General features: G+C 59.0%; 12 protein-coding genes. 11 read left to right on the top strand and 1 reads right to left on the bottom strand.

From position 1 onward, the window contains the following. Positions 1–94: 94 nt before the first annotated feature. From GRX76_RS01600 to GRX76_RS01590, 3 genes are all read left to right on the top strand, one after another. A complete protein-coding gene (locus GRX76_RS01600; protein ID WP_160151698.1) occupies positions 95–2,263 on the top strand; it encodes a methyl-accepting chemotaxis protein in 2,169 nt (722 codons plus the stop codon). Positions 2,264–2,400: 137 nt separating this feature from the next. Next, the gene (locus GRX76_RS01595) at positions 2,401–9,033 is read left to right on the top strand and encodes an Hpt domain-containing protein (RefSeq protein WP_160151697.1); all 6,633 of its coding nucleotides are present in this window, start codon (positions 2,401–2,403) and stop codon (positions 9,031–9,033) included. 76 nt (positions 9,034–9,109) lie between these two features. After that, the gene (locus GRX76_RS01590; protein WP_160151696.1) at positions 9,110–9,595 is read left to right on the top strand and encodes a chemotaxis protein CheW; all 486 of its coding nucleotides are present in this window, start codon (positions 9,110–9,112) and stop codon (positions 9,593–9,595) included. A gap of 160 nt (positions 9,596–9,755) precedes the next feature. On the opposite strand, the gene GRX76_RS01585 is transcribed toward GRX76_RS01590, so the two are convergent. Beyond that, on the bottom strand, positions 9,756–12,458 hold the full coding sequence (locus GRX76_RS01585) for a penicillin-binding protein 1A (RefSeq protein ID WP_160151695.1): 2,703 nt from the start codon (positions 12,456–12,458) through the stop codon (positions 9,756–9,758). A 155-nt stretch (positions 12,459–12,613) separates the two neighbouring features. Here GRX76_RS01585 and GRX76_RS01580 point away from each other — a divergent pair, with 155 nt between their 5' ends. The 8 genes from GRX76_RS01580 to gltB all read left to right on the top strand — a co-directional run bounded on the left by GRX76_RS01580 (position 12,614) and on the right by gltB (position 24,282). Then, positions 12,614–13,690 (top strand): pilus assembly protein PilM, encoded by a 1,077-nt coding sequence (locus tag GRX76_RS01580; RefSeq protein ID WP_160151694.1) that lies wholly within the window; start codon positions 12,614–12,616, stop codon positions 13,688–13,690. A gap of 3 nt (positions 13,691–13,693) precedes the next feature. Next, positions 13,694–14,275 (top strand): PilN domain-containing protein, encoded by a 582-nt coding sequence (locus tag GRX76_RS01575; RefSeq protein WP_160151693.1) that lies wholly within the window; start codon positions 13,694–13,696, stop codon positions 14,273–14,275. 2 nt (positions 14,276–14,277) lie between these two features. Further along, on the top strand, positions 14,278–14,898 hold the full coding sequence (locus tag GRX76_RS01570) for a type 4a pilus biogenesis protein PilO (RefSeq protein WP_160151692.1): 621 nt from the start codon (positions 14,278–14,280) through the stop codon (positions 14,896–14,898). After that, a complete protein-coding gene (locus GRX76_RS01565) occupies positions 14,895–15,422 on the top strand; it encodes a pilus assembly protein PilP (protein WP_160151691.1) in 528 nt (175 codons plus the stop codon). The genes GRX76_RS01570 and GRX76_RS01565 overlap by 4 nt, the downstream gene beginning before the upstream one ends. A 3-nt stretch (positions 15,423–15,425) precedes the next feature. Beyond that, on the top strand, positions 15,426–17,663 hold the full coding sequence (gene pilQ, locus GRX76_RS01560) for a type IV pilus secretin PilQ family protein (protein WP_160151690.1): 2,238 nt from the start codon (positions 15,426–15,428) through the stop codon (positions 17,661–17,663). Next, on the top strand, positions 17,663–18,184 hold the full coding sequence (gene aroK, locus GRX76_RS01555; RefSeq protein WP_201276954.1) for a shikimate kinase AroK: 522 nt from the start codon (positions 17,663–17,665) through the stop codon (positions 18,182–18,184). Before pilQ ends, aroK begins: the two co-directional genes overlap by 1 nt. A gap of 156 nt (positions 18,185–18,340) precedes the next feature. After that, entirely contained in the window at positions 18,341–19,426 is a 1,086-nt protein-coding gene (gene aroB, locus GRX76_RS01550) for a 3-dehydroquinate synthase (RefSeq protein ID WP_160151688.1), read from the top strand. Positions 19,427–19,830: 404 nt separating this feature from the next. Further along, positions 19,831–24,282, top strand: a complete 4,452-nt coding sequence (gene gltB / locus GRX76_RS01545) for a glutamate synthase large subunit (protein WP_160151687.1) — start codon at positions 19,831–19,833, stop codon at positions 24,280–24,282. Positions 24,283–24,293: the final 11 nt, after the last annotated feature.

Genomic DNA, 24,293 nt, shown 5'->3' with positions numbered 1-24,293 from the left:
CTTACTGTGGGTGGTACGGGATGCGAAGCCGCTTGGCTTCGAAAGTGGTGATAACAAGAATTGGCCTGCTGCACAGGTCCGTCAGGAGTAAATTATGAAAACAGGCTCGCAGAGTTCATTTTCCGCGTTGCGCAGTAACCCTGCAGCGCTGTTTATGGGTTTGCTGGTACTCGCCACACTGGCGGGGCTGATTGTCAGCATCTACCTGGTGCAGAGTCACGCGGACCGCGATAAGGAATACCTGCAGGATGTGGCGGAACTGCGCGCACTGTCCTATCAGGTCGTATCCTACGCGCCGGCAGCGACTGCCGGAGACGAGCAGGCGTTTGCGGACCTGGAGCAGACTGTCAACCAGATGTCGGCGACCTGGAACGAGCTGCAGGGCATGGACCCGAGCAGTAAGCGTGCTCTGGAGCAGGAGCTGGCGGTTTACGGCCAGGTATGGCGCCAGCTGCGCGAGCAGGCCGACACCATTATCGGTAACAAAGATTCCATTATCTTCCTGAACGACGTGGCGAGCACCCTGAACGACTCGCTGCCGGAACTTCAGGCAGAGCACAACAACATTGTGGAAATCCTGCTGGCCAACAATGCACCGGCCAACCAGGTGGAGCAGGCCCAGCTGCAGGTGTGGCGCGCCGAGCGTATCGGCCGGAACATCGATAAGATGCTGCAGGGCGGTGACGACGCGGAATCCGCGGCGGACCAGTTCAACACCGATGCCAGCCTTTTCGGTAAGGTGGTTGAAGGCATGAAGGGTGGCGACGTGGTGATGGGTATTTCCCGCGTTACCGACACCGAAGCCCGAGAGTCCCTGGAAGAAATTACCGAGCTGTTCGAATTCGTAAGCTCCTCGGTGCGCGAGATCTTCGAAGCGACCCCGGCCCTGTTTGCCACCCGTCAGGCAGCCGATGGTATCTCCACATCCTCTCCCCAGTTGCTGGAAGCCCTGTCTACCCTGAACGACCGTATCGTGAGCCTGTCTGGTGAGCGTCAGCCCAACAACCAAACCATCGCGATCATTGCCGGTGTCTTCGTACTGTTGATTTTCGGCATGATGATCACCGCCTTCTCCGGTACCCGCCGTACCCTGAAGGAAGAGACCGAAACCAATGAGCGTAACCAGCAGGCGATTATGCAGCTGCTGGACGAGCTGGCCGACCTCGCGGATGGTGACCTGACCACCTCCGCCACGGTAACCGAGGCCTTCACCGGTGCGATCGCGGACTCCATCAACTACACCATTGACCAGCTGCGCGTGCTGGTGTCTCGAATCACCGGTGCAGCCCAGGAAGTATCCTCCCTGTCCCAGGAAACCCAGCAGACCGCGCTGCACCTGGCCGAGGCCTCCGAGCACCAGGCGCAGGAAATTGCCGGCGCATCCGCGGCGGTGAACGAAATGGCCGTGACCATTGACCAGGTATCTGCGAACGCCGCCGAATCGGCGCAGGTAGCGGAACGCTCGGTACAGATCGCGAGCAACGGTGCCAAGGTGGTACAGAACACCATCAAGGGCATGGACACCATCCGCGAACAGATTCAGGACACTTCCAAGCGAATCAAGCGACTGGGTGAATCTTCCCAGGAGATTGGTGACATCGTAAGCCTGATTAACGACATTGCCGACCAGACCAACATTCTGGCACTTAACGCCGCGATTCAGGCCTCTATGGCCGGTGACGCCGGCCGAGGCTTCGCGGTGGTTGCGGACGAGGTACAGCGCCTCGCAGAACGTTCCGCAGCGGCAACCAAGCAGATTGAAGGCCTGGTAAAAGCGATTCAGTCGGATACCAACGAAGCGGTAGTTTCGATGGAATCCACCACTACCGAGGTGGTGCGCGGTGCCCGCCTGGCACAGGACGCCGGTGTTGCCCTGGAAGAGATCGAAACGGTATCCACCAACCTCGCATCCTTGATTCAGAACATCTCCAACGCGGCACGCCAGCAGGCCTCGTCCGCGGGTCACATCTCCAACACGATGAACGTGATTCAGGAAATTACCTCGCAGACCTCTGCCGGTACCCAGGCTACCGCACAGTCGATTGGTAACCTGGCCCAGACCGCTTCCGCACTGCGCGACTCGGTTGCCGGCTTCAAACTGCCGAACGAAGATGAAGTGGAAGGCGAGAGCGATCTGTACGATGGCGACTTGGCCGAGCTGTCTGAAGAATTCCCGATGCTGGATGACGAGACTGTCTCCGCTGAGGAAGACGGTCTGGCCGCACTCTCCCAGGAAGAGCGCGAAGAGCGGGCCCTGGCCTGATTTACCGCAGATACTCATAACGACAAAAAAGCGGACACCCCGGCTGCGCCAGTAGCGGGGGTGTAAAGCAGCCCTCCGGCCGCGGCTTTTCCGGCCGCTGTCGTTTGGCGAGCAAACTGAATTACCGAGGACTTGGCGTGAGTCGCGACAATCCCAATTTTGTAGCCCTGGATTGGCTGATAGGCGAAATCAACGAGACGTTGGCTCAAGCGCGCCAGCAACTGGAAACTTTTGCCTCGGATTCTTCTGTTTCTGATTCCTCAGGCTTGGAAGCTTCCGCTGACTCCGCCGGCCTGCTGAAAAACTGCCTCAACCTGATTCACCAGGTGCACGGCAGCCTGCATATGGCAGAGCTGACCGGTGCCGCCATGCTTGCCGAAGAGATGGAGCAGCTGGTTCATGCCCTGGCCAGTGGCGAAGTGGAAAATAGCGATGAAACCCGCGAATTCCTCATGCGTGCGCTGCTGGAACTGCCCCTCTACCTGGAAAAAATTGCTTTCCAGCGCCGCGACAATGCTGTGCTGCTGTTGCCGCTACTGAATGATCTGCGCGCCGTGCGCCGCGAGCGCCTGATTACCGAGGGTGCGCTGTTTGCCCCGGACTTGTCGCGGTTGGATGTTGCCACCGGTAATCGCCAGCCTTTGTTAGGCAACCCCGCAAAATTGCAGGAGCTGGTGGCCAAGCTACGCAAGATGTATCACGTTGCTGCCGCCTCCCTGATTCGCGATGTGAACAGCGGCGAAAGTCTCGCCTACCTGAATAAAGTCAGCGAAAAAATGGGGCTGCTGTACAGCGGCAGCCAGCGCCAGCACCTGTGGGAAATCTTGCAGGGATTACTGGAAGGCATCGCGGATCACCGCGTGAATGTGCTGCCGGCGCTGCGTCAGCTTCTGCGCCGGATTGATGTGGAATTTCGCCTGTTGCAGGGCCAGGGCGCGCGCGTTCTGGATCTGCGTCCCGATCGCGACCTGACACGCAACCTGTTGTTTTATGTTTACCTGTGTGGTCCCAATGGGCCGCGTACCAGCGCACTGTATCAGCAGTATGCCCTCGACAAGGCAGTGCCCGGCACTCCCCGTCCGGATACCGAAGATGCACTGGCCATGGGGCCGGAGGCCATGGGCACTGCGGTGACCGCCCTGCGCGAAGAGCTTGCCAGCGTTCGCGAAGCGCTGGATCCGAGCGTCACCACTACTGAGCGCCCGCCACTTTCCGATACCTCCATCGTTGCCAAGCGTATTGCCGATACCCTGGGCGTGCTCGGTCTTGAAAATCAGCGCACTCGTGCGCGCAAGATTTACGAGCACCTGCGGGACGCCTCCCGTGCGGCAGATCCCGATGAATTACTGATGCAGGCGGCCTCCGAGCTAGTGCAGCTGGATTCCGGTCTTGCCGCCGCTGCTGAGCGCGACAAGAAAGTCGACAGCGAATCGCCGCTGATGGGGGAAGCTACCGATCAGGTGCTGCGCGAGGCCCGTATCGGGCTGGAAACAGTAAAGGAAGCGGTAGTCGAATATATTGCCAGCCACTGGGATGCCGGCCACCTCTCCCAGGTGCCGAAGCGACTGCAGGAAGTTTGTGGCGGTCTCGATATGGTGGGCTACCAGCGCGCCGGGGAAATTGTCGGCGCCTGCAAAAATTATATTGTTGAGCGGCTGATCGACGCCGGCGATCAACCGGATTGGAAGCTTCTGGATACCCTCGCTGATGCGGTAACCAGTGTCGAGTATTACCTTGAACGCCGCGCGGACGGCATTGAAGATGCGGACATGCTGCTGGCCCTGGCTGAAGACAGCGTGGCCACTCTGGGCTACGCCGTTGCCAATAATGAAGTGCCCGCAGCGGACACCGCGCCTGCCGATACAAATTCCGCCGACATCCTGAGCCCGGCTACGGATGTGGTCGATGCGGTTGAGTCATTTGAGTTGCCTCAGGCAGCCGAGCCTATAGAAACTGAGATCGCGGATGAAAGCCCGCAATCTGAGGTAGAGCAGGCGCTCGACAGTTTCGAGTTTACCCTGGATCCGGAAGTGCTCGCGGACGAGCCACGGGAGGCGGCCGCCGCACCGGTGAGCGAAGACCCTCTGGCCGGCCTGTCTGCATCGCTGGTTGAAGAAGCCGCGCGAGAGGCTGTGGATAACACTGTAGAAGACGCTGCGGAAGACACCGCAGAGTCGATTACCGGCGAGAATACGGACGAACCGTCCCTGCTGGAAGAAAGCTGGTTTGCTGCCGACTCCGGCAGTGACCAAACCCCGGTCGAGCCGGAGGTAGAAGTATCTGCTGAAGCTTCTGTTGATGGTTCTTTTGAAGCTTCTTTTGACGGTCCCGCGAAGGCGCCTGCCGTCAACGCGCCGGTCCTCGAAGAGGACGATGAAGCCAGCATCATCGACGATGAGATCGTTGAAATCTTCCTCGAAGAGGCCGGCGAAGTCCTCGAAACCATCGGACATTATTTCCCGCTGTGGGCCGCCAATTTTAATGATCGCGATGCGCTGGTGGAGTTCCGCCGCGGCTTCCATACCCTGAAAGGCTCGGGCCGTATGGTGGAAGCGCTGGAAGTCGGCGAATTGTCCTGGGCCGTGGAAAACATGCTCAACCGGGTGCTGGATGAAACGGTATCCCCGGGGCGCGCCCATGTGCGCTTGATCGAGCTGGTTGTTGCCAAGTTGCCATCCATGGTTGACGGCTTCCGCACCCGCAGTGGCGATCCGGACCCTGCGCGCACCGCCGAGCTTGAAGGTTGGGCCAAGCAGTTGGCTCAGGGCGAAGTGCCTGAGGCGCTGCTGCAGGTGCAAGTGGCGGCCGCCAGTAATCAGGATAGTGAGACCGCCGCGGCAAATGCCTTTGTGGCAGAGCCCGTAGCGTCTGAAGATTTCGAGGCGGACGACAACGCCCAGCTGTGGGAGATCTTTGCCCAGGAAGCCGAAACACATCTGGCAACCGTGGCAGAGTTCCTCAGCGAAATGGAGCGCGCCGCTCCCGTCTACGGCATTCCCTCCGACCCCCTGCACCGCGCGCTGCATACCCTGAAAGGTTCTGCCCATATGGCGGAGGTAACCCAGGTGGCCGAGCTGATGGCGCCGCTGGAGCGTTTTGCCAAAGAGCTGCGAACCTATCAGGTTGCCATCGACAGCGATATTTTCGATTTGATCGCCGATGCAGCAAGTTATGTCAAAGGCGTACTGAATCAGATTTACGCTGGCGAGCCGTTGTTTGTCGAGCGCAGTGAACAGTTCCTGGCGCGCGTGGCTGAGCTGCAAGAGCGTGCCGTGGGCCACCTGATCCGCGAGCGCGAGGCTAACGAGCCGAAAGCGGTAGACCCCCAGTTGCTGGCGGTCATTATGGCCGACGGCATGCGGGTGCTGCTGGATGCGGATGAAATGCTCAATCAGTGGCGCCAGCACCCGGGTGACAAGACCATATTGCTGCCGGTGGCGGAAGAGCTGGATGTGCTGCAGCAGGCTGCCGGCCAGGCACAGCTGCCCACCTTGCAGGAACTGGCACTGCTGCTATTGGCGGTTTATCGCCAGGTTATCGACGGGCACCTGGAAGAAGAGCCTGCCCTCTGGGCGGCGTTGGAACAGGGCCACAATGAATTGCTCGACCTGGTGGATGCAGTGGCCGCGGCCCAGGATCTTCCGCAGGTCAGCGATGCCGTAGGCGAAGCACTGCGTTATCTGGCACAGGGCGACGATAGCGGCGAAGAAGAAGAGTTTGACCTGTCTGAATACGGTATCGACAGCAGCGAATTTGAATATGCCGATAGCACCGCTGAAACGGCCGCAGATACCCCTGAAGATCTGACTCTGGTCGACGACGCTGCGGCGGAAGAAGACGTAGTACCGGTCGAAAGTGACATTGCCGACCTCAGTTTCGACGATCTACTGGCGGCGGAAGCGGTCGACAATGTGCCCGCTCCCGTGGCTGAGGTGATCGTTGAGGCCGACGCTGAAGAAGATGCGCCCGAGCTCACCGTGGAGTGGCTGGAGGCGGAACTCGCCGGCCCCGACTCTGATAGTGACGATATTGCGAGTGGTGCTTTTGAGGGTGCGGTTGAGAATGCAGCCGAGAGCCTGCCGGAACAGCCCGCGACCAGCGAAGATGAAATCCTCCTGGACGTCGACGTCGCGATGGAAAATCCTGCGGTTGCGAGTCAGCAGCAGGAAGACCTCAGCACTCCTGTGTTCTCTTCCGAACCAGTAGCAGCACAGCCTGTGTCCTCGGACGAGATCAGCGAAGCCCAGCGCGCGTTGCTCGCGGATATCGACCCGGATGTGGTGGAAGTATTCCTCGAGGAAGCCAGCGATCTGGTGGATGAACTGGAAGAGCTGATCCAGAACTGGGAACAGGAGCCAGAAGATAAGGCTTCGCCAGAAGCGCTCAAGCGTGTGCTGCACACCTTTAAGGGTGGTGCGCGTATGGCGGCGCTGATGGGCCTGGGTGAAGTGGCGCACCGTTTTGAAACCGTGATTGAAAATATGCAGAGCGGTAGTTCGCCCTCTGCCGGGTTCTTCGCCGACGCCCATGGCATTTACGACCGACTGGCAGCCGGGGTTGAAACCGTGCGTGCCTGGATGGGTGGTGAAGAGCTGCCCGCCTTCTGTGCGTTACTGGAAACCCGCTGGGCAGATGGTCAGGTGTCCGAAAGTGCCGATCAGGTTGACTATGGCATCGACACTGCGTTGGTGCTGGAGCCCTCTGAGCAGCAGGCGACAGTCGCTATTCCCGAGTCCGGCGCGTCCGATGAGGCGAAAACGGAAAGTGCTGCCTCGACGGACGAACCCGCCCCTGAAATTGAAGTCATTGGGAAGGGCGTTGTCCTCCAGCCTCAGGCGCCGGCCGCGTCCAGCAATGTATTGCCGTTCATTCGCAAGTCGAAGAATGTCGGTGATCGCGATGGCGGTCAGCCCCGCAACCAGCCCCAGGAGATGGTGCGGGTTGCCTCTGAACTGCTGGAAGAGCTGGTAAACCTGGCCGGTGAGACCTCGATTTCTCGTGGACGACTGGAAGAGCAGGTGGGCGAGTTCGGACTGGCACTGGACGAAATGGATTCCACTCTGTCCCGCCTCAACGAACAGCTGCGCCGCCTGGACAAAGAAACCGAAGCTCAGATTCTGTTCCGTCAGGAGCAGTTGGCCGAACAGGACGGTGACTTCGACCCGCTGGAAATGGACCGCTACTCGTCCATCCAGCAGCTGTCCCGCTCTCTGTTGGAGTCCACATCGGATTTGCTGGAATTGCGCCAGACCCTGGGCCACAAGGCACGAGATACCGAAACCCTGTTGCTGCAGCAGTCTCGGGTCAACACAGAGCTGCAGGAAGGCCTGATGCGCAGCCGCATGGTGCCTTTCTCGCGTCTGGTGCCGCGCTTACGCCGCATCGTGCGTCAGGTCAGTGCGGAGCTGAGCAAACAAGTGGATCTGGTGTTCTCCAACGTAGAGGGTGAGCTGGACAGATCCATGCTGGAGCGGATGGTCGCGCCGCTGGAGCATATGCTGCGCAACGCGGTCGACCACGGTATCGAGTCGCCGCAGAAACGTCTTGATGCGGGCAAAGCCGAGCGCGGCCGTATCTCCGTTGCGCTGGCCCGAGAGGGCAGTGAGGTGGTGCTGACCATCAGTGACGATGGCGCCGGTATCAACCTTATGCGGGTGCGGGAAAAGGCGATCGAAAGTGGCCTGATGCGTCCTGATGCGGAGCTATCCAACAACGAAATTATGCAGTTCATTCTGCAGGCGGGCTTCAGTACCGCCGACAAAGTGACCCAAATTTCCGGGCGCGGCGTAGGTATGGACGTGGTGTCTGCCGAGATCAAGCAGATCGGTGGCAATGTCACCATCGCCTCGCAGGCGGGTCAGGGCACTGAATTTGTAGTGCGGCTGCCATTTACCGTGTCGGTCAACCGCGCTCTGATGGTGAAGGTCGGCGAGGATCTGTTCGCGCTGCCACTGAATACGATTGAGGGTATTGTGCGGCTCAGCCCGTTTGAGCTGGAGCACTATTACCGCAGTCCTGAGGCCCGCTTTGAATACGCCGGCGAGCCCTACCAGGTCAATTATTTCGGCAACCTGTTGCAGTCCAGTGCACAGCCGCGGTTGAACGTGGAAGACATGCAGTTACCGGTATTGCTGGTGCGCTCGGAAAATACTGCCATGGCACTGCAGGTCGATGCCATCATGGGCAGCCGCGAGATTGTGGTAAAAAGCCTTGGGCCCCAGTTCGCCACAGTGCAGGGTGTATCCGGCGCTACCGTGACGGGAGACGGTACCGTGGTGGTGATCCTCGACGCCCATGCGTTGCTGCGTAAACAGGCGGCACTGCTGGCGCGACCGGAAGTGCCGTTACTGCAACAGGCACCTGAGATCAGTGCCCGGGAAGAACCGGAAGCCCAGAAGCTGGTAATGGTAGTGGATGACTCGGTAACCGTGCGCAAGGTAACCACGCGCTTCCTGGAGCGGGAAGGTTTCCGTGTAATAACGGCAAAAGACGGCCAGGATGCCATTATCCAGCTGCAGGATGTGATTCCGGATGTGATGTTGCTGGATATCGAAATGCCGCGTATGGATGGCTTTGAGGTGGCGCGTAACATTCGCTCCAGCAGCCGCTTGCGGGATATTCCAATCATCATGATTACCTCCCGTACCGGTAAGAAGCACCGCGACCACGCGCTGTCTCTGGGCGTAAACCACTATCTGGGCAAACCCTATCAGGAAGAGATATTGCTGGGCGCAATCCACGATTTCACCGAGGTGGAGGCGGGCGCCTGATGTCAGTAATCATCTTCCAGTCGGTGCACCACGCCGAACGAAATGACGGCCGCAGAAGCGGCGAAGAGGCAACAGCATGAGCGGAGTCGACGCCCTGCCAACGACCGAACTTCCCCAGGAAGTGAGCAGTCTTCTGTTACCGCTGTCAGATGGGCAGCTACTGGTACCGGTGGACACGCTTTCTGAAATTATTGCGCTGCAGAGCCCGGTGTCTGCGTTCGATGCGCCGGACTGGTATATGGGGGAGCTGCACTGGCGGGAGCTGCGTCTGCCGCTGGTTTCCTTTGAAGTAATGCGCGGCAATCCGATGCCGATCCTGCGTAGTAACTGTCGAATCGCGGTGCTGAGCAGTGGCAATGCCGATGGCGATCTGCCGTTTTTTGCCGTGGTGCTGCAGGGCACGCCACGCCTGGTGCGGGTGACACCGGATGACCTGGCGGGACGCGAGGGTGAATGTGCCATGGGAGAGTTGATGCATGTGGCACTGTCCGGCGAAGCAGCGGTAATCCCAGATCTGGGTGCACTGGAAGAGGCTTGTTTGGCCTATCGCAAGCGTCGCTAGCTTGAGAGGCCGGATGAACCGGCCGGTACAAACCATCTTCCATAAAAAACGCCGCTTCTTCCGGAGCGGCGTTTTTTTTTGTGAGGGCTTTTTAGGAGTGCGGGATTCTAGGTATAGGGTCTACGCATCCGTCAGAGAAACGAAGACCCGCTACTCGCAGTCAGAAGAGCTCTTCCGGCAGTGACTCCTGCGCCTGTTCGTTGCCGGCAGGCGGGGTGTCCGGGCCATCGGAGTAGATCGACGGGTAGTTGCTGTAGGTTTCGCGTCCGGGCACCCGGTCAGCGCGGAAGATTTCAAAAATACCGCCGCTGGACGTGCGCAACCCGGTGCGTGGGTTGATGCGCATGGTCACTATGCCATCCGGTTGTGGCAGGTGACGCTCCGGCAAGCCCGCGAGGGCGTTACTCATGTAATCGATCCAGATTGGCAGTGCCGCCGAGCCACCATATTCATTGCGGCCAATTGGTGTGTTGGCATCAAAACCCACCCAGGCGCTAGTGGCCAGATAGGGGCTGTAGCCGGAGAACCACGCATCGCGGGGACCGTTAGTGGTACCGGTCTTACCGGCAATATCCCCGCGCTTCATGACCAGTGCCTTGCGCCCGGTGCCGCGCTTGATCACGTCTTTCAGCATTGAATCCATGATGTAGGCAGTTTCCGGCGACATGGCACGGGGGGCTCTGGGGCGAGCCTGTTCGTCAGCCTCAAGCGGTGCCACCGGCAGGGTGCGCAGCTCCAGGGGCTCCTGCTCTTGTGCAGCCTGCGCAGTTTGTTGCTGCAGGGACTCGAGATCGATGGGCTCCGCGTCCGGTGTTGGCGTTTCGCCGATTTCCGGGCAGTCGCGGCAGACGGTCAGGGGCAGGGCCTGGTAGACGGTATCGCCGTGTACATCCAGCACCTGGTCCACCAAGTAGGGTTCCACCCGGAAGCCGCCGTTGGCAAATGCGGCATAGCCGCGGACCATCTCCAGCGGGGTGAGCGCGGAGCTACCGAGGGCGATAGACAGGTTGCGCGCCAGCTTGCTGCGCTCAAAACCAAACCCTTCCGCGAAGGTCAGGGCGCGATCGAGCCCAAGGGACTGCAGCAGGCGAATGGAGACCATATTGCGCGACAAATACAGCGCTTTGCGCAGGCGTGTCGGCCCGAGGAAGGTGCCGCCGTCATTTTCCGGGCGCCATACATCTTCCAGGTTGGTCTGTTCAAACACGATCGGCGCATCATTGATGATACTGGCGGCGGTGTAGCCTTTTTCCAGCGCCGCGGAGTAGATGAACGGTTTGAAGCTGGAGCCGGGCTGGCGGGCAGCCTGAGTCACGCGGTTGAAGTGGCTCTGGCGGAAATCGTAGCCTCCCACAAGAGCGCGAATGGCGCCATCTTCCGGTTGCAGCGACACCAGGGCGCCCTGGGCAGCGGGGACCTGGGCCAGGTGCCACTCTTCCCGGGCCTGGGGTAGCTCTGCCGTTTCTGTTTCCTCCAGCCCTTCCGGGGTGGCGAACGGGTCTTCCGTGATCGCGGTATCGGCAAGGGCTTCAGCGACGGATGCCACTGCTGCGGCACCGGCCTGCTTTTGCTTCTCTGCTAGCTCTTTCGCGACCTGTTCGGCGGAGATCACCACATGGCGCAGTCGAATGACGTCTCCTGGTGCGAACATTTCTTCGGCGGAGGTCAGGCGCGGTCCGCGGGCGTTTTCAGAAATATAGGGGCGCAGGCTGCTGAGACCGCGATCCCAGGGGATTTCAATCACGCGGCGATCGCGCAGCTGCACACTGAGGCTCTGCGGCGCCACGGCAGTGACCACGGCGGGTTCCAGGTCGCCGAGCTCCGGAATTTCCTGCAGTAGGTCCACCAGCTGGTCGTTGTCATCCAGTAATTGCGGGTCCAGTCGCTGCTCGGGGCCGCGATAGCCGTGACGGCTGTCGTAAGATTCCAGGCCACCCTGCAGTGCTTTGCGGGCGGCATCCTGCAATTTGCTGTCCACGGTTGTGATGACCTGGTAGCCGTCGGTGTAGGCGGCGTCGCCGAACAGGTCGACCGCCTCTTTTCGGGCCATTTCGGCGACGTAGGGGGCGCTGAGGTCGAGGTCGCGGCCGTGATAACGGGCAGTGACCGGGGCAGTTATCGAGTTTTTGTATTGATCCTGGTCGATGTAACGCAGGTCCAGCATGCGTTTGAGGATCCAGTTGCGACGCACCAGTGCTCGCGACGGGTTGGCAATGGGGTTGTAGGTGGAGGGGGCCTTGGGCAGTCCCGCCATCATCGCCCACTGGGCCAGGTTCAGCTCGTTGATGTCCTTGCCGTAATAGACCTGGGCGGCCGCCTGGAAGCCGTAGGCGCGATTGCCGAGGAAGATTTTGTTGATGTAAAGGGCGAGAATTTCGTCCTTGCTGAGTTCCTGTTCGATTTGCAGCGATAGCAGAATCTCATTGAACTTGCGGATAAAGCGCTGTTCCCGGCTGAGAAAGAAGTTACGTGCCACCTGCATGGTCAGGGTACTGCCGCCGGACTGGATAGAGCCGCTCTGCACCAGTTGCCGGAAAGCGCGCATCAAACCCTTGATGGATACGCCGCTGTGGGAGTAAAAGGTGTCATCTTCCGCCGCCAGAATCGCCTGGATAAACATCTCCGGCGTCTGCTCAATGGTGATGGGGCTGCGGCGTTTTTCGCCAAATTCGCCGATCAGCTGCATATCCCGGGAGTAAATGCGCAGGGGAGTCTGCAGGCGGATATCGCGCAGGCTCTCAACGGAAGGTAGCCCGGGTTTCAGGTACAGGTAGATACTGGAAAATGCCATGGCGCCAGCGGCGGCACCGGCCAGGGCCAGCCACAACAGGGACAGCAGGCGGTTGCGGGCTTTCTCGGTCATTGGAATGCTTCTGTATACGTCTTAATCAATTTTAGCGGCACTGTTCGACAATTATACGAATAATGTGCGCTGATACCTATGCAAAAGGCGGTTGCGGCGGTAATTTAAAGTGCTATACCATCAAACCTCCATAACCCACGGAAAAGATAAGAAAAATGGGGATGCTCCCTTTCTTGAATAAGGGCCCGAAAGCCATGCTTGGGCTCGATATTAGCTCCACCTCGGTAAAGTTGCTTGAACTGAGTCGCAGCGGTGACAAATATCGCGTGGAAAGCTATGCAACCGAGCCTCTGCCACCGAATGCGGTTGTGGATAAGAATATCAATGACGTTGGTGCGATCGCCGAGGCCATCCGCAAGGTGGTGCGCCGCTCTAAAACCCGCCTGCGTCAAGCAGCCGTGGCGGTTTCCGGTTCTGCGGTTATCACCAAGACCCTGGATATGCCGGCAGACCTCTCTGACGACGCCCTGGAAGCGCAGATAGCGCTGGAGGCCGACCAATACATTCCCTACCCGCTGGACGAGGTGAATCTCGACTTCGAGGTGCAGGGACCTTCCGAGAAGGGCGAGGGGCAGGTTGAGGTGTTGCTGGCGGCCTGTCGTAGCGAGAATGTGGAACAGCGCATCTCAGCCCTCACCGAAGCGGATATGCAGCCTGGGGTTGTGGACGTCGAAGCCTACGCCATCGAGCGCGCTTATACCTTGATGGACAACCAGTTTCCCGCGCAGGAGCAGCTGGTAGTGGCGGTCATCGATATCGGCGCCACCATGAGTGCGCTGTCGGTGATGGTGGACGGACGCACCATTTACACCCGTGAGCAGCTGTTTGGTGGGCGCCAGCTTACTGACGAAATCCAGCGTCGCTACGGTCTGTCGGCGGAAGAGGCGACGCTGGCCAAGCGCCAGGGCGGCAGCGGTCTACCAGACGATTATTACCCCGAGGTACTGGAGCCCTTCCGCGATGCGGTGGTGCAGCAGGTGACTCGTTCCCTGCAGTTCTTCTACTCCTCGACTTCCTATAGCGATGTGGATTACATCCTGCTCGGTGGCGGTGTCGCCGCCATGGAAGGGCTTGCCGACCTGGTGGGCCAGAAACTCAACAAACCCACAATGGTGGCTAACCCCTTCCGGGACATGAGCGTGGCATCCCGTGTCAATCGCCAGGCCCTGGTTAACGAGGCGCCGTCGCTGATGATTGCCGCCGGCCTAGCCATGCGCGAGCGGGAGTTCTAAGACATGGCAAAGATCAACTTACTCCCCTGGCGCCAGGAATACCGGGCGCAGAAGCAGAAAGAATTTCAGCAGGTTGCTGCGCTGGTAGTGATTGCTGCTGGCTTTTCGGTATTCATGTGGATGAAGACCGTAGATGCGCAGATCGTCAACCAGAAAGAGCGCAACCAGCTGTTGAACACAGAAATTACCGCGCTCAATAAGCAGGTGGCGGAGATTAAGGAGCTCAAGAAGCGACGCCAGGAACTGATCGACCGCATGCGGGTGATCCAGGAACTGCAGGGCAACCGTCCGCTATCGGTCCGCTATTTCGATGAAATGGTGCGCGCGGCACCGGAAGGGCTGTGGCTTACCAGCCTGAAGCGGACGGGCAAGACCGTAAACATCTCCGGTGTGGCTGAGTCCAACAACCGGGTTTCCTCATTTATGCGCAGCCTGGATCAATCTGAGTGGTTCCAGTCCCCGAACCTCACCGGAGTAACCGCCAAGCCGGAATTTGGCGAGCAGGCCAGTGCGTTTGAAATGACGGTCAGTGTCAGCGGCCGCAAAAAAGAAGAAGATGGCGACGACGCCAACAGTGGAGTCTAACCGTGGCCCTTGAAGATACTCTCAAACAGCTGAACCAGCTGGATATCAACGATATCGACTTTTCCCGGGTTGGTGTCTGGCCATTGGCCGGGCGTGTGGTGCTGTTGATCGTGATTGCCGCGGTGCTGGCTGGTGGCGGTTATTTCTTTATGATCAAAGAGCGCTATCAGCAGCTGGAATTCGCCGCAAAAAAAGAGCGCGAGTTGTTTACCCAATTTGAGCTCAAATCCTTTGAGGCCGCGAACCTGGATGCTTACCGCGAGCAACTGGTGGAAATGGAAGAAACATTTGGTGCGCTGCTGAAGCAGTTACCCAAGGACACCGAAGTGCCGGGGCTGCTGGAAGATATCGATGAATTCGGTCGCGGTAGCGGCCTGACGATCCAGAAGGTGGCCCTTGAGGGGGAGCAGGTGGGCGAATTCTACGTCGAGCTGCCGATTCGCATTGAGGTGCAGGGCGGCTATCACGAGTTTGGCGCCTTTATCAGTGGTATCGCCGGTATGCCGCGAATCGTTACTCTGCACGATTTCGATATTCAGACCAGTAAGGATGGCGCGGCACTGCTTAACATGGTGGTGAACGCGAAAACCTACCGGTACAAGGATCAGGGAGAAGAGGGATGAATAAATACTTCGCTCTGACCGCTGCGCTGCTGGCTCTCGGCGGCTGTAGTCTGGATGGCAACCACAGTGATTTGCGCCAGAAGATGGCGGCGGTCAAGCATAAGCCCAAGGGGCAGATTGACCCGATTCCTACATTCACTCCATACAGTCCCTATGTGTACAGTGCCGCCGCAATGCGCAGTCCGTTTTTGCGCCCGGTACTGGAGGCAGATCAGCGCCTGGTCGGGCGCAAGCTAGATGTAGCACCGGATCTCAATCGACAGAAAGAACTTCTGGAACGGTATCCGTTCGACGCCCTCGGCATGGTGGGAACCCTGTCCCGCGGTGGACAGTTATGGGCTCTGGTTAGCGACAGTGAAGGCGGTATTCACCGCATTACCGTCGGTAACTACATGGGTAAAAATCACGGGCGTGTAGTCAACGCCTCATCGTCACAAATCGATGTACTGGAAATTGTGCCGGATGGCACCGGCGGCTGGATCGAACGGCCGCGGGCTCTGACTTTGGAAGAGAAGGACAACTAAAAAATGATTACCAAGCAACTCGCCAAAGGTTTGGCGCGGGTCGCCAATGTATTGCCGCGCACAAAAGCGATGCTGTTGGGCCTGCTGTTACTGCCGTTGGCTGCCCCATCCCTGGCTAGCCAGTTAAACGATATCCAGTTTTCCGAGCTGCCGGGCAGCCGCCTGCAGCTGCGGCTCACTTTCAGTGATGTGCCGCCGGAACCCACCGGCTACACCATCGAGCAGCCAGCGCGCATCGTGATGGATTTTGCTGGCGTGGAGAGTGTCCTGCCGGAGAAAAAATATAGCCTGGATATAGGCGCTGCGCGCAGCGCAGTGATCGTATCCAGTGAAGATCGCACTCGCCTGATTCTGAACCTGGACCAGCTGCCGGTATATACCAGTGAGCGCGTAGGCAACCAGGTGGTTCTCGAGGTTGGTGCCGATACTGCAACGACCGCTGCGGTTGCGGCCGCGCCTAGCCATAGTGGCACTAATATCGGTGGCAGCGCCCAGTTCAAGCCGGCAGGCAATGTCGGCATCAACAATGTGGACTTCCGCCGCGGTGAAGGTGGCGAGGGTAAGGTAATCGTCAGTCTGACGGACCCCGCAGTAAATATTGATGTCGAGCGCACCAAGGGCAAGATTGTACTGACTTTCCTCGGGGCCGAGTTGCCACCAGCGCTGCGTCAGCGCTTGGACGTTACTGACTTTGCCACGCCGGTCAATTCCATCAGTGTGGATTATGACGGTCGCAATACCGTGATCTCTGTTGATCCCCACGACGGAGATTACGACTACCTGGCCTACCAGGCGGATACCGAATACGTGCTGAGCGTAAAACCGCTGACGGTTGCTCAGGTGCGTGAGAAGCAGAAAGAGTTCCAGTTTACTGGCGAGAAGCTGTCCCTGAACTTCCAGGACATTGAAGTGCGCTCCGTATTGCAGCTGATCGCTGACTTTACGGACCTGAACCTGGTTGCCAGTGACACTGTTCAGGGTCGCATCACCCTGCGCCTCGACGGTGTGCCCTGGGACCAGGCGCTGGAGCTGATTCTGAAGGCCAAAGGCCTGGATAAGCGCCAGGAAGGCAACGTGGTGATGGTAGCACCGGCGGCAGAGATTGCCGAGCGCGAACGCCGTGAGCTGGAAACACGCAAGCAGCTGGAAGAATTGGCGCCCCTGCGCACCGAGTACATTTCCATTCGCTACGCCGATGCCCGCGAGATTTTCACCCTGTTTGTGGGTGACCGCATGGGCGGACAGCAGGGCGGAGGAGCTGGCGGCTTTGGTCAGGGTAACTTTGCCGGTGGTAGAGACGACCAGGAAGGGCGCAGTATTCTGTCACCGCGCGGCAGTGCCATCGTCGATGAGCGCACCAATACCATCATCCTGACCGATACCGATGAGAAAATTGCCCAGTTCCGTGATCTGATCAATGCCATTGATATCCCAATTCGTCAGGTAATGATTGAGGCGCGCCTGGTGACGGCCAACACTGGCTTCCTTCGGGACGTGGGTGTTCGTTGGAACTATATGGAAAGCCACAATATTGATAACGATGCCATCGGTATTGGCGCCGGTAGTCAGTTTGGGCAGATTTCTGATGGCGACGGCAATGGCCCGGACCTGTCCGCCCCGGCGACCTTGCACGATCCCATGTTGGTGGATCTGGGTGTGACCAATGCGGTCGGCAACGTAGCCTATGCCATCCTCAAAGATGACTTCCTGCTGGGCCTGGAGCTATCTGCACTGGAAGATGTAGGTAAAGCCGAGATTGTTTCCCAGCCCAAGGTGGTGACTGGCGACAAACAGGAAGCCAGCATCCGTTCCGGTGTGGAAATTCCCTACCTGGAAGCAACCTCTTCCGGTGCGGCATCCGTTACCTTCAAGGAAGCGGTACTGTTGCTGAACGTCACTCCGCAGATTACGCCGGATGACAATATCATCATGAATCTGAACATCGATCAGAACAGTGTTGGTGAATTGTTTACCAACGTGATCACTGGTGCGCAGATCCCGGCAATCAACGTAAACTCACTGCAGACCAAAGTGCTGGTGGCCAATGGTGAGACCATTGTGCTTGGCGGTATCTTTGAAGCGCAAACTATTGAGGGTGAAACCAAGGTGCCTTTCCTTGGCGATATTCCTTTCCTGGGCCACCTATTCAAGCGTACCAGTCGTGAGGAAGACAAACGCGAACTGCTGATCTTCATCACGCCGCGGATCATGCAAGACGAGTTCATGTCCTTCAGCAAGTGATCACGCAGCCCATCTTTCTAGTCGGCCCCATGGGGGCCGGCAAATCCACCATCGGCAAACTACTGGCAGCCCAACTGGAGCTGCCTTTTGCCGATTCGGACAAGGTTCTTGAAGACCGCACCGGTGCCGATATTCCCTGGATCTTTGATGTGGAAGGGGAGGCGGGCTTTCGCCGTCGAGAAAGCGAGGTGCTGAGAGACCTTTGCGGCGGTACCCCCCAGGTGGTGGCCACCGGTGGCGGTATTGTGCTGTTGCCGGAAAACCGCAAGTTGCTCAAAGCCCATGGCTTTGTGGTGTACCTGCGGGCAGGTCTCGAACAGCTGGTCGAGCGGACCTCCAAAAACAGCAATCGACCACTGCTGCAGGTGGCGGACCCCAGGGCCAAGTTGCGGGAAATCCTGCAGCAGCGAGAGGCCTTTTACAGTGAGGTGGCAGACCTGGTTTGCGATACCGACGACTGTACCCCGAAGCAGGCCTCCCAGTTGGTGGCAGATCGCCTGGCGGCAAACGCTGTGGGTTGAGGGGTCGGTTGAGTGCCGGGTTGAACGATAATTTGACTCGCCGCATCCCCTGGCCGCTAGCTTCTCCTCCACACTGGCCCCCGGCGCAATGTGCTAGAGTGCCGCCTTTCCTCTGTTTCTCATCTCTGACCTGTTTGTGCGCGAAAGGGAGTAGCCATGCACAGTCTTAATGTCGACCTGGGTGAACGCAGCTACCCGATCCTGATCGGTTCCGGGCTGCTGCAGGATCCGCAGTATTTCCAGCAGTATGTTCGCGGCCAGCAGGTGCTGGTAGTGACCAACGAAACCATCGCGCCGCTCTACCTGCAGTCCGTTCTCGAAAGCCTGCAGGGTTTTGCCAAGGTAGACTCGATCCAGTTGCCCGACGGCGAAGCCTTCAAAACGCTGGATACCCTGAATCGCATATTCGATACCCTGCTGGAAAAGCGTCACGATCGCAGCACCACCATCCTCGCCCTCGGTGGTGGGGTCGTGGGGGACATGAGTGGTTTTGCTGCCGCCTGTTACCAGCGCGGTGTGGACTTCGTACAGTTGCCCACCACACTGCTTTCCCAGGTCGACTCCTCGGTGGGCGGCAAGACCGGCGTGAATCACCCCCTGGGCAAAAATATGATCGGTGCGTTTTATCAGCCGCAGCTGGTGCTGATCGATATCGATACCCTCTCGACCCTGCCCGATCGCGAATTGTCTGCAGGCATTGCCGAGGTGATCAAATACGGCATGATCTGCGATGCACCTTTCTTCGAATGGTTGGAGCAGAATATGGATCGCCTGTTGGCGCGAGACCCGGAAGCTCTGGCGTACGCGGTGGAGCGCAGTTGTGCGGATAAGGCAGCGGTGGTAGCTGAGGATGAAAGGGAATCCGGGCGTCGCGCGATATTGAATTTTGGCCATACCTTCGGGCACGCGATCGAGGCGGTGCAGGGTTACGGCAACTGGCTGCACGGTGAGGCTGTGGCCGCTGGAATGGTTATGGCCGCAGAGCTCTCGCAGTTGCGCGGCTGGATTTCGTCGGACGAGGTGGGCCGTTTGCGCGCTCTGCTAACCAAAGCCAATTTGCCGCAACAATCCCCCGCGGATATGGCAGTCGACGATTACCTGCGCGCGATGTCTGTGGATAAAAAGGTGCAGGATGGCAAATTACGCCTGGTGCTGCTGGAGGCGCTGGGGAGTGCGCAAGTTGTCGCCGATACACCGCGAGCGTTGCTGATAGACGCTTTGCACACCTGTGGTGCGCGGTGATGGTTTTGTAGTTTTACTACCGAACTGAGGATTCTTTGACAAAAAGCATCACGAAAAGAAGATAAATCGGTTAAACCTGCTGTCAACAGCGAATAAATCTGGCGAATCTTGCAATTGCAGGGGGGCACGAGTAATATTGCGCGCCCCCTCGGTGAAAGCCGGGGTTAGGAGCCGATAACAACAAGCGCAGGCTCGCGTTCAGCGAGAAACACCCAAGCCCCTCACGCGGGCTTTTTTTGTCATTGGGGTTCCAAAAACTCAGTGAATTCTGCGGCACCTTTGGCTAGAGAGTAGATAAATATACCCCCGGGGCGGCCTTCGGGATGTGAACTGATTGTCAGTGTGGCAGATCAGGGCGTAGAAGGCTCCTTAGCGCGGGTAGCGATAACACTTTGAGGAATTCTATGGGTAGCGGTCTGTATCGATTGGATGAGTTCAAAGATAACTGTGGCTTTGGACTGATTGCCCACCTGAAGGGCCAAACCAGCCACAAGTTGTTGCAGACAGCGATTGAGTCGCTGACCTGTATGACTCACCGCGGCGGAATTGCCGCCGATGGCAAAACCGGTGACGGCTGTGGCCTGTTGCTGCAAAAGCCGGATGGCTTCCTGCGCACCGTAGCCAAAGAACAGTTTGGCCAGGACCTGAGCGACCTGTATGCGGTCGGTTCCATCATGTTGCCGCTGGACGAGGCCGAGGCCGCCAGCGCCCGCGCCATTCTCGAGCGCGCTGTAGAGGAGCAGGGGCTGCAAGTTGCCGGCTGGCGTGTGGTGCCCACCGATGAGGAATGCCTGGGCCCGATTGCCCGTGAATCCCTGCCGCGTTTCGAGCACCTGCTGATCAACAATGCCGCCAGTGCGCTGGAGCAGCAGCAGTTCAATGCGCGTCTATTTGTTGCCCGCCGCAAGGCCGAGCAGCAGCTGACCGACGCCACCTATATTGGCAGCCTGTCCACCTCGGTGCTGTCCTATAAAGGCCTGATGATGCCAGCGGACCTGCCGGCCTTCTTCCCGGACCTGGCAGACCCGCGCCTGGAAACCGCTATCTGTGTGTTTCACCAGCGCTTTTCCACCAACACCATGCCGCGCTGGCCGCTGGCACAGCCATTCCGCATGCTCGCGCACAATGGCGAAATCAACACCATTACCGGTAACCGCAATTGGTCTGTAGCGCGCACCAACAAGTTCATCACCGAACTGGTGCCGGAGTTGTCCGAGCTGAAGCCGCTGGTCAACCGCGTGGGTTCCGACTCCTCCAGCCTCGACAATATGCTGGAGCTGCTTACCGTGGGCGGCATCGACATGCACCGCGCCATCCGCATGCTGGTTCCACCGGCGTGGCAGAACGTGGACACCATGGATTCGGAGCTGCGCGCCTTCTATGAATACAACTCCATGCATATGGAGCCCTGGGACGGTCCCGCAGGTCTGGTACTGACCGACGGTCGTCACGCCGTGTGTACCCTCGACCGCAATGGCCTGCGTCCCTCCCGCTGGGTGATCACCAAGGACGACTTCATTACGGTTGCCTCGGAAGTCGGTACGTATCAGTACGATCCTGCCGATGTGGTTGCCAAGGGCCGCTTGGGCCCGGGTCAGATCCTGTCGGTGGATACCCTGAAGGGCGAGCTGCGCCACACCGCTGAGGTGGATGGTGAACTGAAAAATGCCCACCCGTACAAAAAGTGGCTGAAGGAAAAGGCCCGTCGTATCCGTTCCACCCTGGTGACTGCGCCGGTAGACAACAACTTCTCCTTCGAGCAGTTCAAGGTCTACCAGAAGCTGTTCAGCTCTTCCCTCGAAGAGCGTGATCAGGTCATCCGCCCGCTGGCGGAAGCCGGTCAGGAAGCCGTGGGTTCCATGGGTGACGACACGCCCATGGCGGTATTGTCCGAGGGCAACCGCTGTCTGTACGACTATTTCCGCCAGCAATTTGCGCAGGTTACCAACCCGCCGATTGACCCGCTGCGGGAAACCATCGTCATGTCCCTGGAGACCTGCCTGGGCCGTGAAAAGTCGGTATTTGAAGAAACCGTCGAACACGCCGACCGGGTAATCCTGTCCTCGCCAGTACTTTCCCATATGAAGTACACCGCGCTGCTGGATCTGGGGCGTGAAGAATTTACCGCAAAAATTTTCGACCTCAATTACGATCCCGCGCAGCTGGACCTGAAGAGTGCCATTGAAAAGCTGTGCAGCGATGTGGCGGATTCGGTGCGCAAAGACGGCACCGTGATCGTGGTGTTGTCGGATCGCGAAATCGAAGAGGGCAAGCTGCCCATCGACGCGCTGATGGCCACCGGTGCGGTGCACCACCACCTGGTGCACAACGGCCTGCGCTGCGACTCCAATATCGTTGTGGATACCGCCAGCGCGCGTGATTCGCACCAGCTCGCCTGCCTGATCGGCGTGGGTGCTACCGCGGTACATCCGTATTTCTCCTACAGCATCATCAATCACCTGATCGAAACCGGTGAACTGTTGCTGGATGCGGCCACCGCACAGAAAAATTACCGCACCGGTATTTGCAAGGGGCTGCTGAAGATCCTGTCGAAGATGGGTATCTCCACGATTGCTTCCTATCGCGGTGCACTGCTGTACGAACTGGTGGGCCTGTCTCAGGACGTAATCGACCTGTGCTTCCCCGAGGCACCGGCGCGTGTTCTCGGCGCCGGCTTCCCGGAACTGGAAGACGATATGCGCGAACGCGCGCAGCTGGCGTGGAAGCCGCGCAAGAAAGTTTCCCCCGGTGGTCTGCACAAGTTTGTTTACGGTCAGGAATACCATGCCTTTAACCCGGATGTGGTCAAGGCGCTGCAGGAAGCAGTGCGTACCGGTGATTACGGGGCCTGGCGCGATTACGCGACCCTGGTGAACCAGCGCCCGGTGGCGACGCTGCGTGATCTATTGGGGCTGAAAAAAGATGTTCAGCCGGTTCCGCTGGAGGAAGTGGAGCCAGTGGAAAATATCCTGCGCCGCTTCGACAGCGCCGCCATGTCCCTGGGCGCCCTGTCACCGGAAGCCCACGAGGCATTGGCCCAGGCCATGAACCGACTGGGTGGCCGCTCCAACAGCGGTGAGGGTGGCGAAGACCCGGTGCGTTTCGGCACCGACAAGGTTTCCAAGATCAAACAGATCGCCTCCGGCCGTTTCGGGGTTACCCCGCATTACCTGGTGAATGCCGAGGTGCTGCAGATCAAGGTAGCTCAGGGTGCCAAACCCGGTGAGGGTGGCCAGCTGCCTGGTGGCAAGGTCAACGATCTGATTGCACGCCTGCGCTATTCGGTGCCGGGCGTGACCCTGATCTCGCCGCCGCCGCACCACGACATTTATTCCATCGAGGATCTGGCGCAGCTGATCTACGATCTCAAGCAGGTCAACCCGGATGCGCTGGTGTCGGTGAAACTGGTGTCTCGCCCGGGTGTCGGCACCATTGCCGCCGGTGTGGCCAAGGCCTACGCGGACCTGATCACCATTTCCGGTTACGACGGTGGTACCGCGGCGAGCCCGATTACCTCTATTCGCTACGCTGGCTCTCCGTGGGAGCTGGGCTTGGCAGAAACCCACCAGACCCTGCGGGCAAACGATCTGCGCGGTAACGTGCGGGTGCAGACCGACGGTGGTCTGAAGAGCGGTCTGGATGTGGTCAAGGCAGCGATGCTGGGTGCCGAGAGTTTCGGCTTCGGTACCGCACCCATGGTGGCGCTGGGCTGTAAATACCTGCGCATCTGTCACCTGAACAACTGCGCCACCGGCGTCGCCACCCAGAATAAGGATCTGCGCGACGACCACTACATCGGCACCGTGGAAATGGCGATGAACTTCTTCAAGTTCGTGGCCGAGGAAACCCGCGAGTGGATGGCGAGCCTGGGCGTGCGCACCATGGACGAACTGGTGGGCCGCGTGGACTTGCTGGAGACTCTGGAAGGCCGCACCGCCAAGCAGAAAACACTGGACCTGTCGCCGCTGCTGCACACCGATGCACTGCTCGACAGCAAGCCGCAGACCTGCCAGCGTGCCAAGAACGAGCCCTGGGATAAGGGCTTGCTCGCCGAGCGCATGGTGGAAGAAACCCTGCCGGCAATCGAAAACCTGGCCGGTGGCGAATTCAGCTTCAAGCTGACCAACTGCGACCGCTCCATCGGCGCGCGCCTGTCCGGTGAGATCGCCAAGCGTCACGGCAACCAGGGCATGGTGGATGCGCCGATCAAGTTGCGCCTCACTGGCGTTGCCGGTCAGTCCTTCGGAGTGTGGAACGCTGGCGGCCTGGAAATGTATCTGGAAGGCGATGCTAACGATTACGTCGGCAAAGGTATGGCTGGTGGCAAGCTGGTTATCCGTCCGCCCCAGGGCAGTGAATTCGCGTCCCAGGAAACCAGTATCGTCGGTAACACCTGCCTGTACGGCGCCACCGGCGGCAAGCTGTTCGCCTCCGGCTGTGCCGGCGAACGCTTCGGCGTGCGCAACTCCGGTGCCTTCGCGGTAGTGGAAGGCGCAGGTGATCACTGCTGTGAGTACATGACTGGCGGTATGGTCGCTGTGCTGGGTAAAACCGGGGTCAACTTCGGTGCCGGTATGACTGGCGGCTTCGCCTATGTGCTGGATATGGATCGCGATTTCTTCGACAAGTGCAACCACGAGTTGATCGAACTGCGCCGCATCAGCAGTGAGGCCCTGGAGGAATACCAGAGCCACCTGCGCGAAGTGATCGAAGAGTTCGTTGCCGAGACCGGTAGTGCCTGGGGTGAGGAGTTGCTGGACAACTTCGACGACTACCTCAACAAATTCTGGTTGGTGAAGCCGAAGGCAGCCAGCCTCGCCGGACTGCTGTCCGATGTACGCAAGCGCGGCGAATAAGGGGGAGATTT

Origin of the sequence: Microbulbifer sp. ALW1, assembly GCF_009903625.1 — a bacterium.
Taxonomy (GTDB): Bacteria; Pseudomonadota; Gammaproteobacteria; order Pseudomonadales; family Cellvibrionaceae; genus Microbulbifer.
This window is presented reverse-complemented; position numbering and strand designations above follow the sequence as displayed.

Coding starts and splice junctions, on each gene's coding strand:
- GRX76_RS01565 (WP_160151691.1), top strand. CDS start 14,895: ATGAATAAATACTTCGCTCTGACCGCTGCGCTGCTGGCTCTCGGCGGC.
- GRX76_RS01585 (WP_160151695.1), bottom strand. CDS start 12,458: ATGACCGAGAAAGCCCGCAACCGCCTGCTGTCCCTGTTGTGGCTGGCC.
- pilQ (WP_160151690.1), top strand. CDS start 15,426: ATGATTACCAAGCAACTCGCCAAAGGTTTGGCGCGGGTCGCCAATGTA.
- aroB (WP_160151688.1), top strand. CDS start 18,341: ATGCACAGTCTTAATGTCGACCTGGGTGAACGCAGCTACCCGATCCTG.
- GRX76_RS01580 (WP_160151694.1), top strand. CDS start 12,614: ATGGGGATGCTCCCTTTCTTGAATAAGGGCCCGAAAGCCATGCTTGGG.
- GRX76_RS01575 (WP_160151693.1), top strand. CDS start 13,694: ATGGCAAAGATCAACTTACTCCCCTGGCGCCAGGAATACCGGGCGCAG.
- GRX76_RS01590 (WP_160151696.1), top strand. CDS start 9,110: ATGAGCGGAGTCGACGCCCTGCCAACGACCGAACTTCCCCAGGAAGTG.
- gltB (WP_160151687.1), top strand. CDS start 19,831: ATGGGTAGCGGTCTGTATCGATTGGATGAGTTCAAAGATAACTGTGGC.
- GRX76_RS01600 (WP_160151698.1), top strand. CDS start 95: ATGAAAACAGGCTCGCAGAGTTCATTTTCCGCGTTGCGCAGTAACCCT.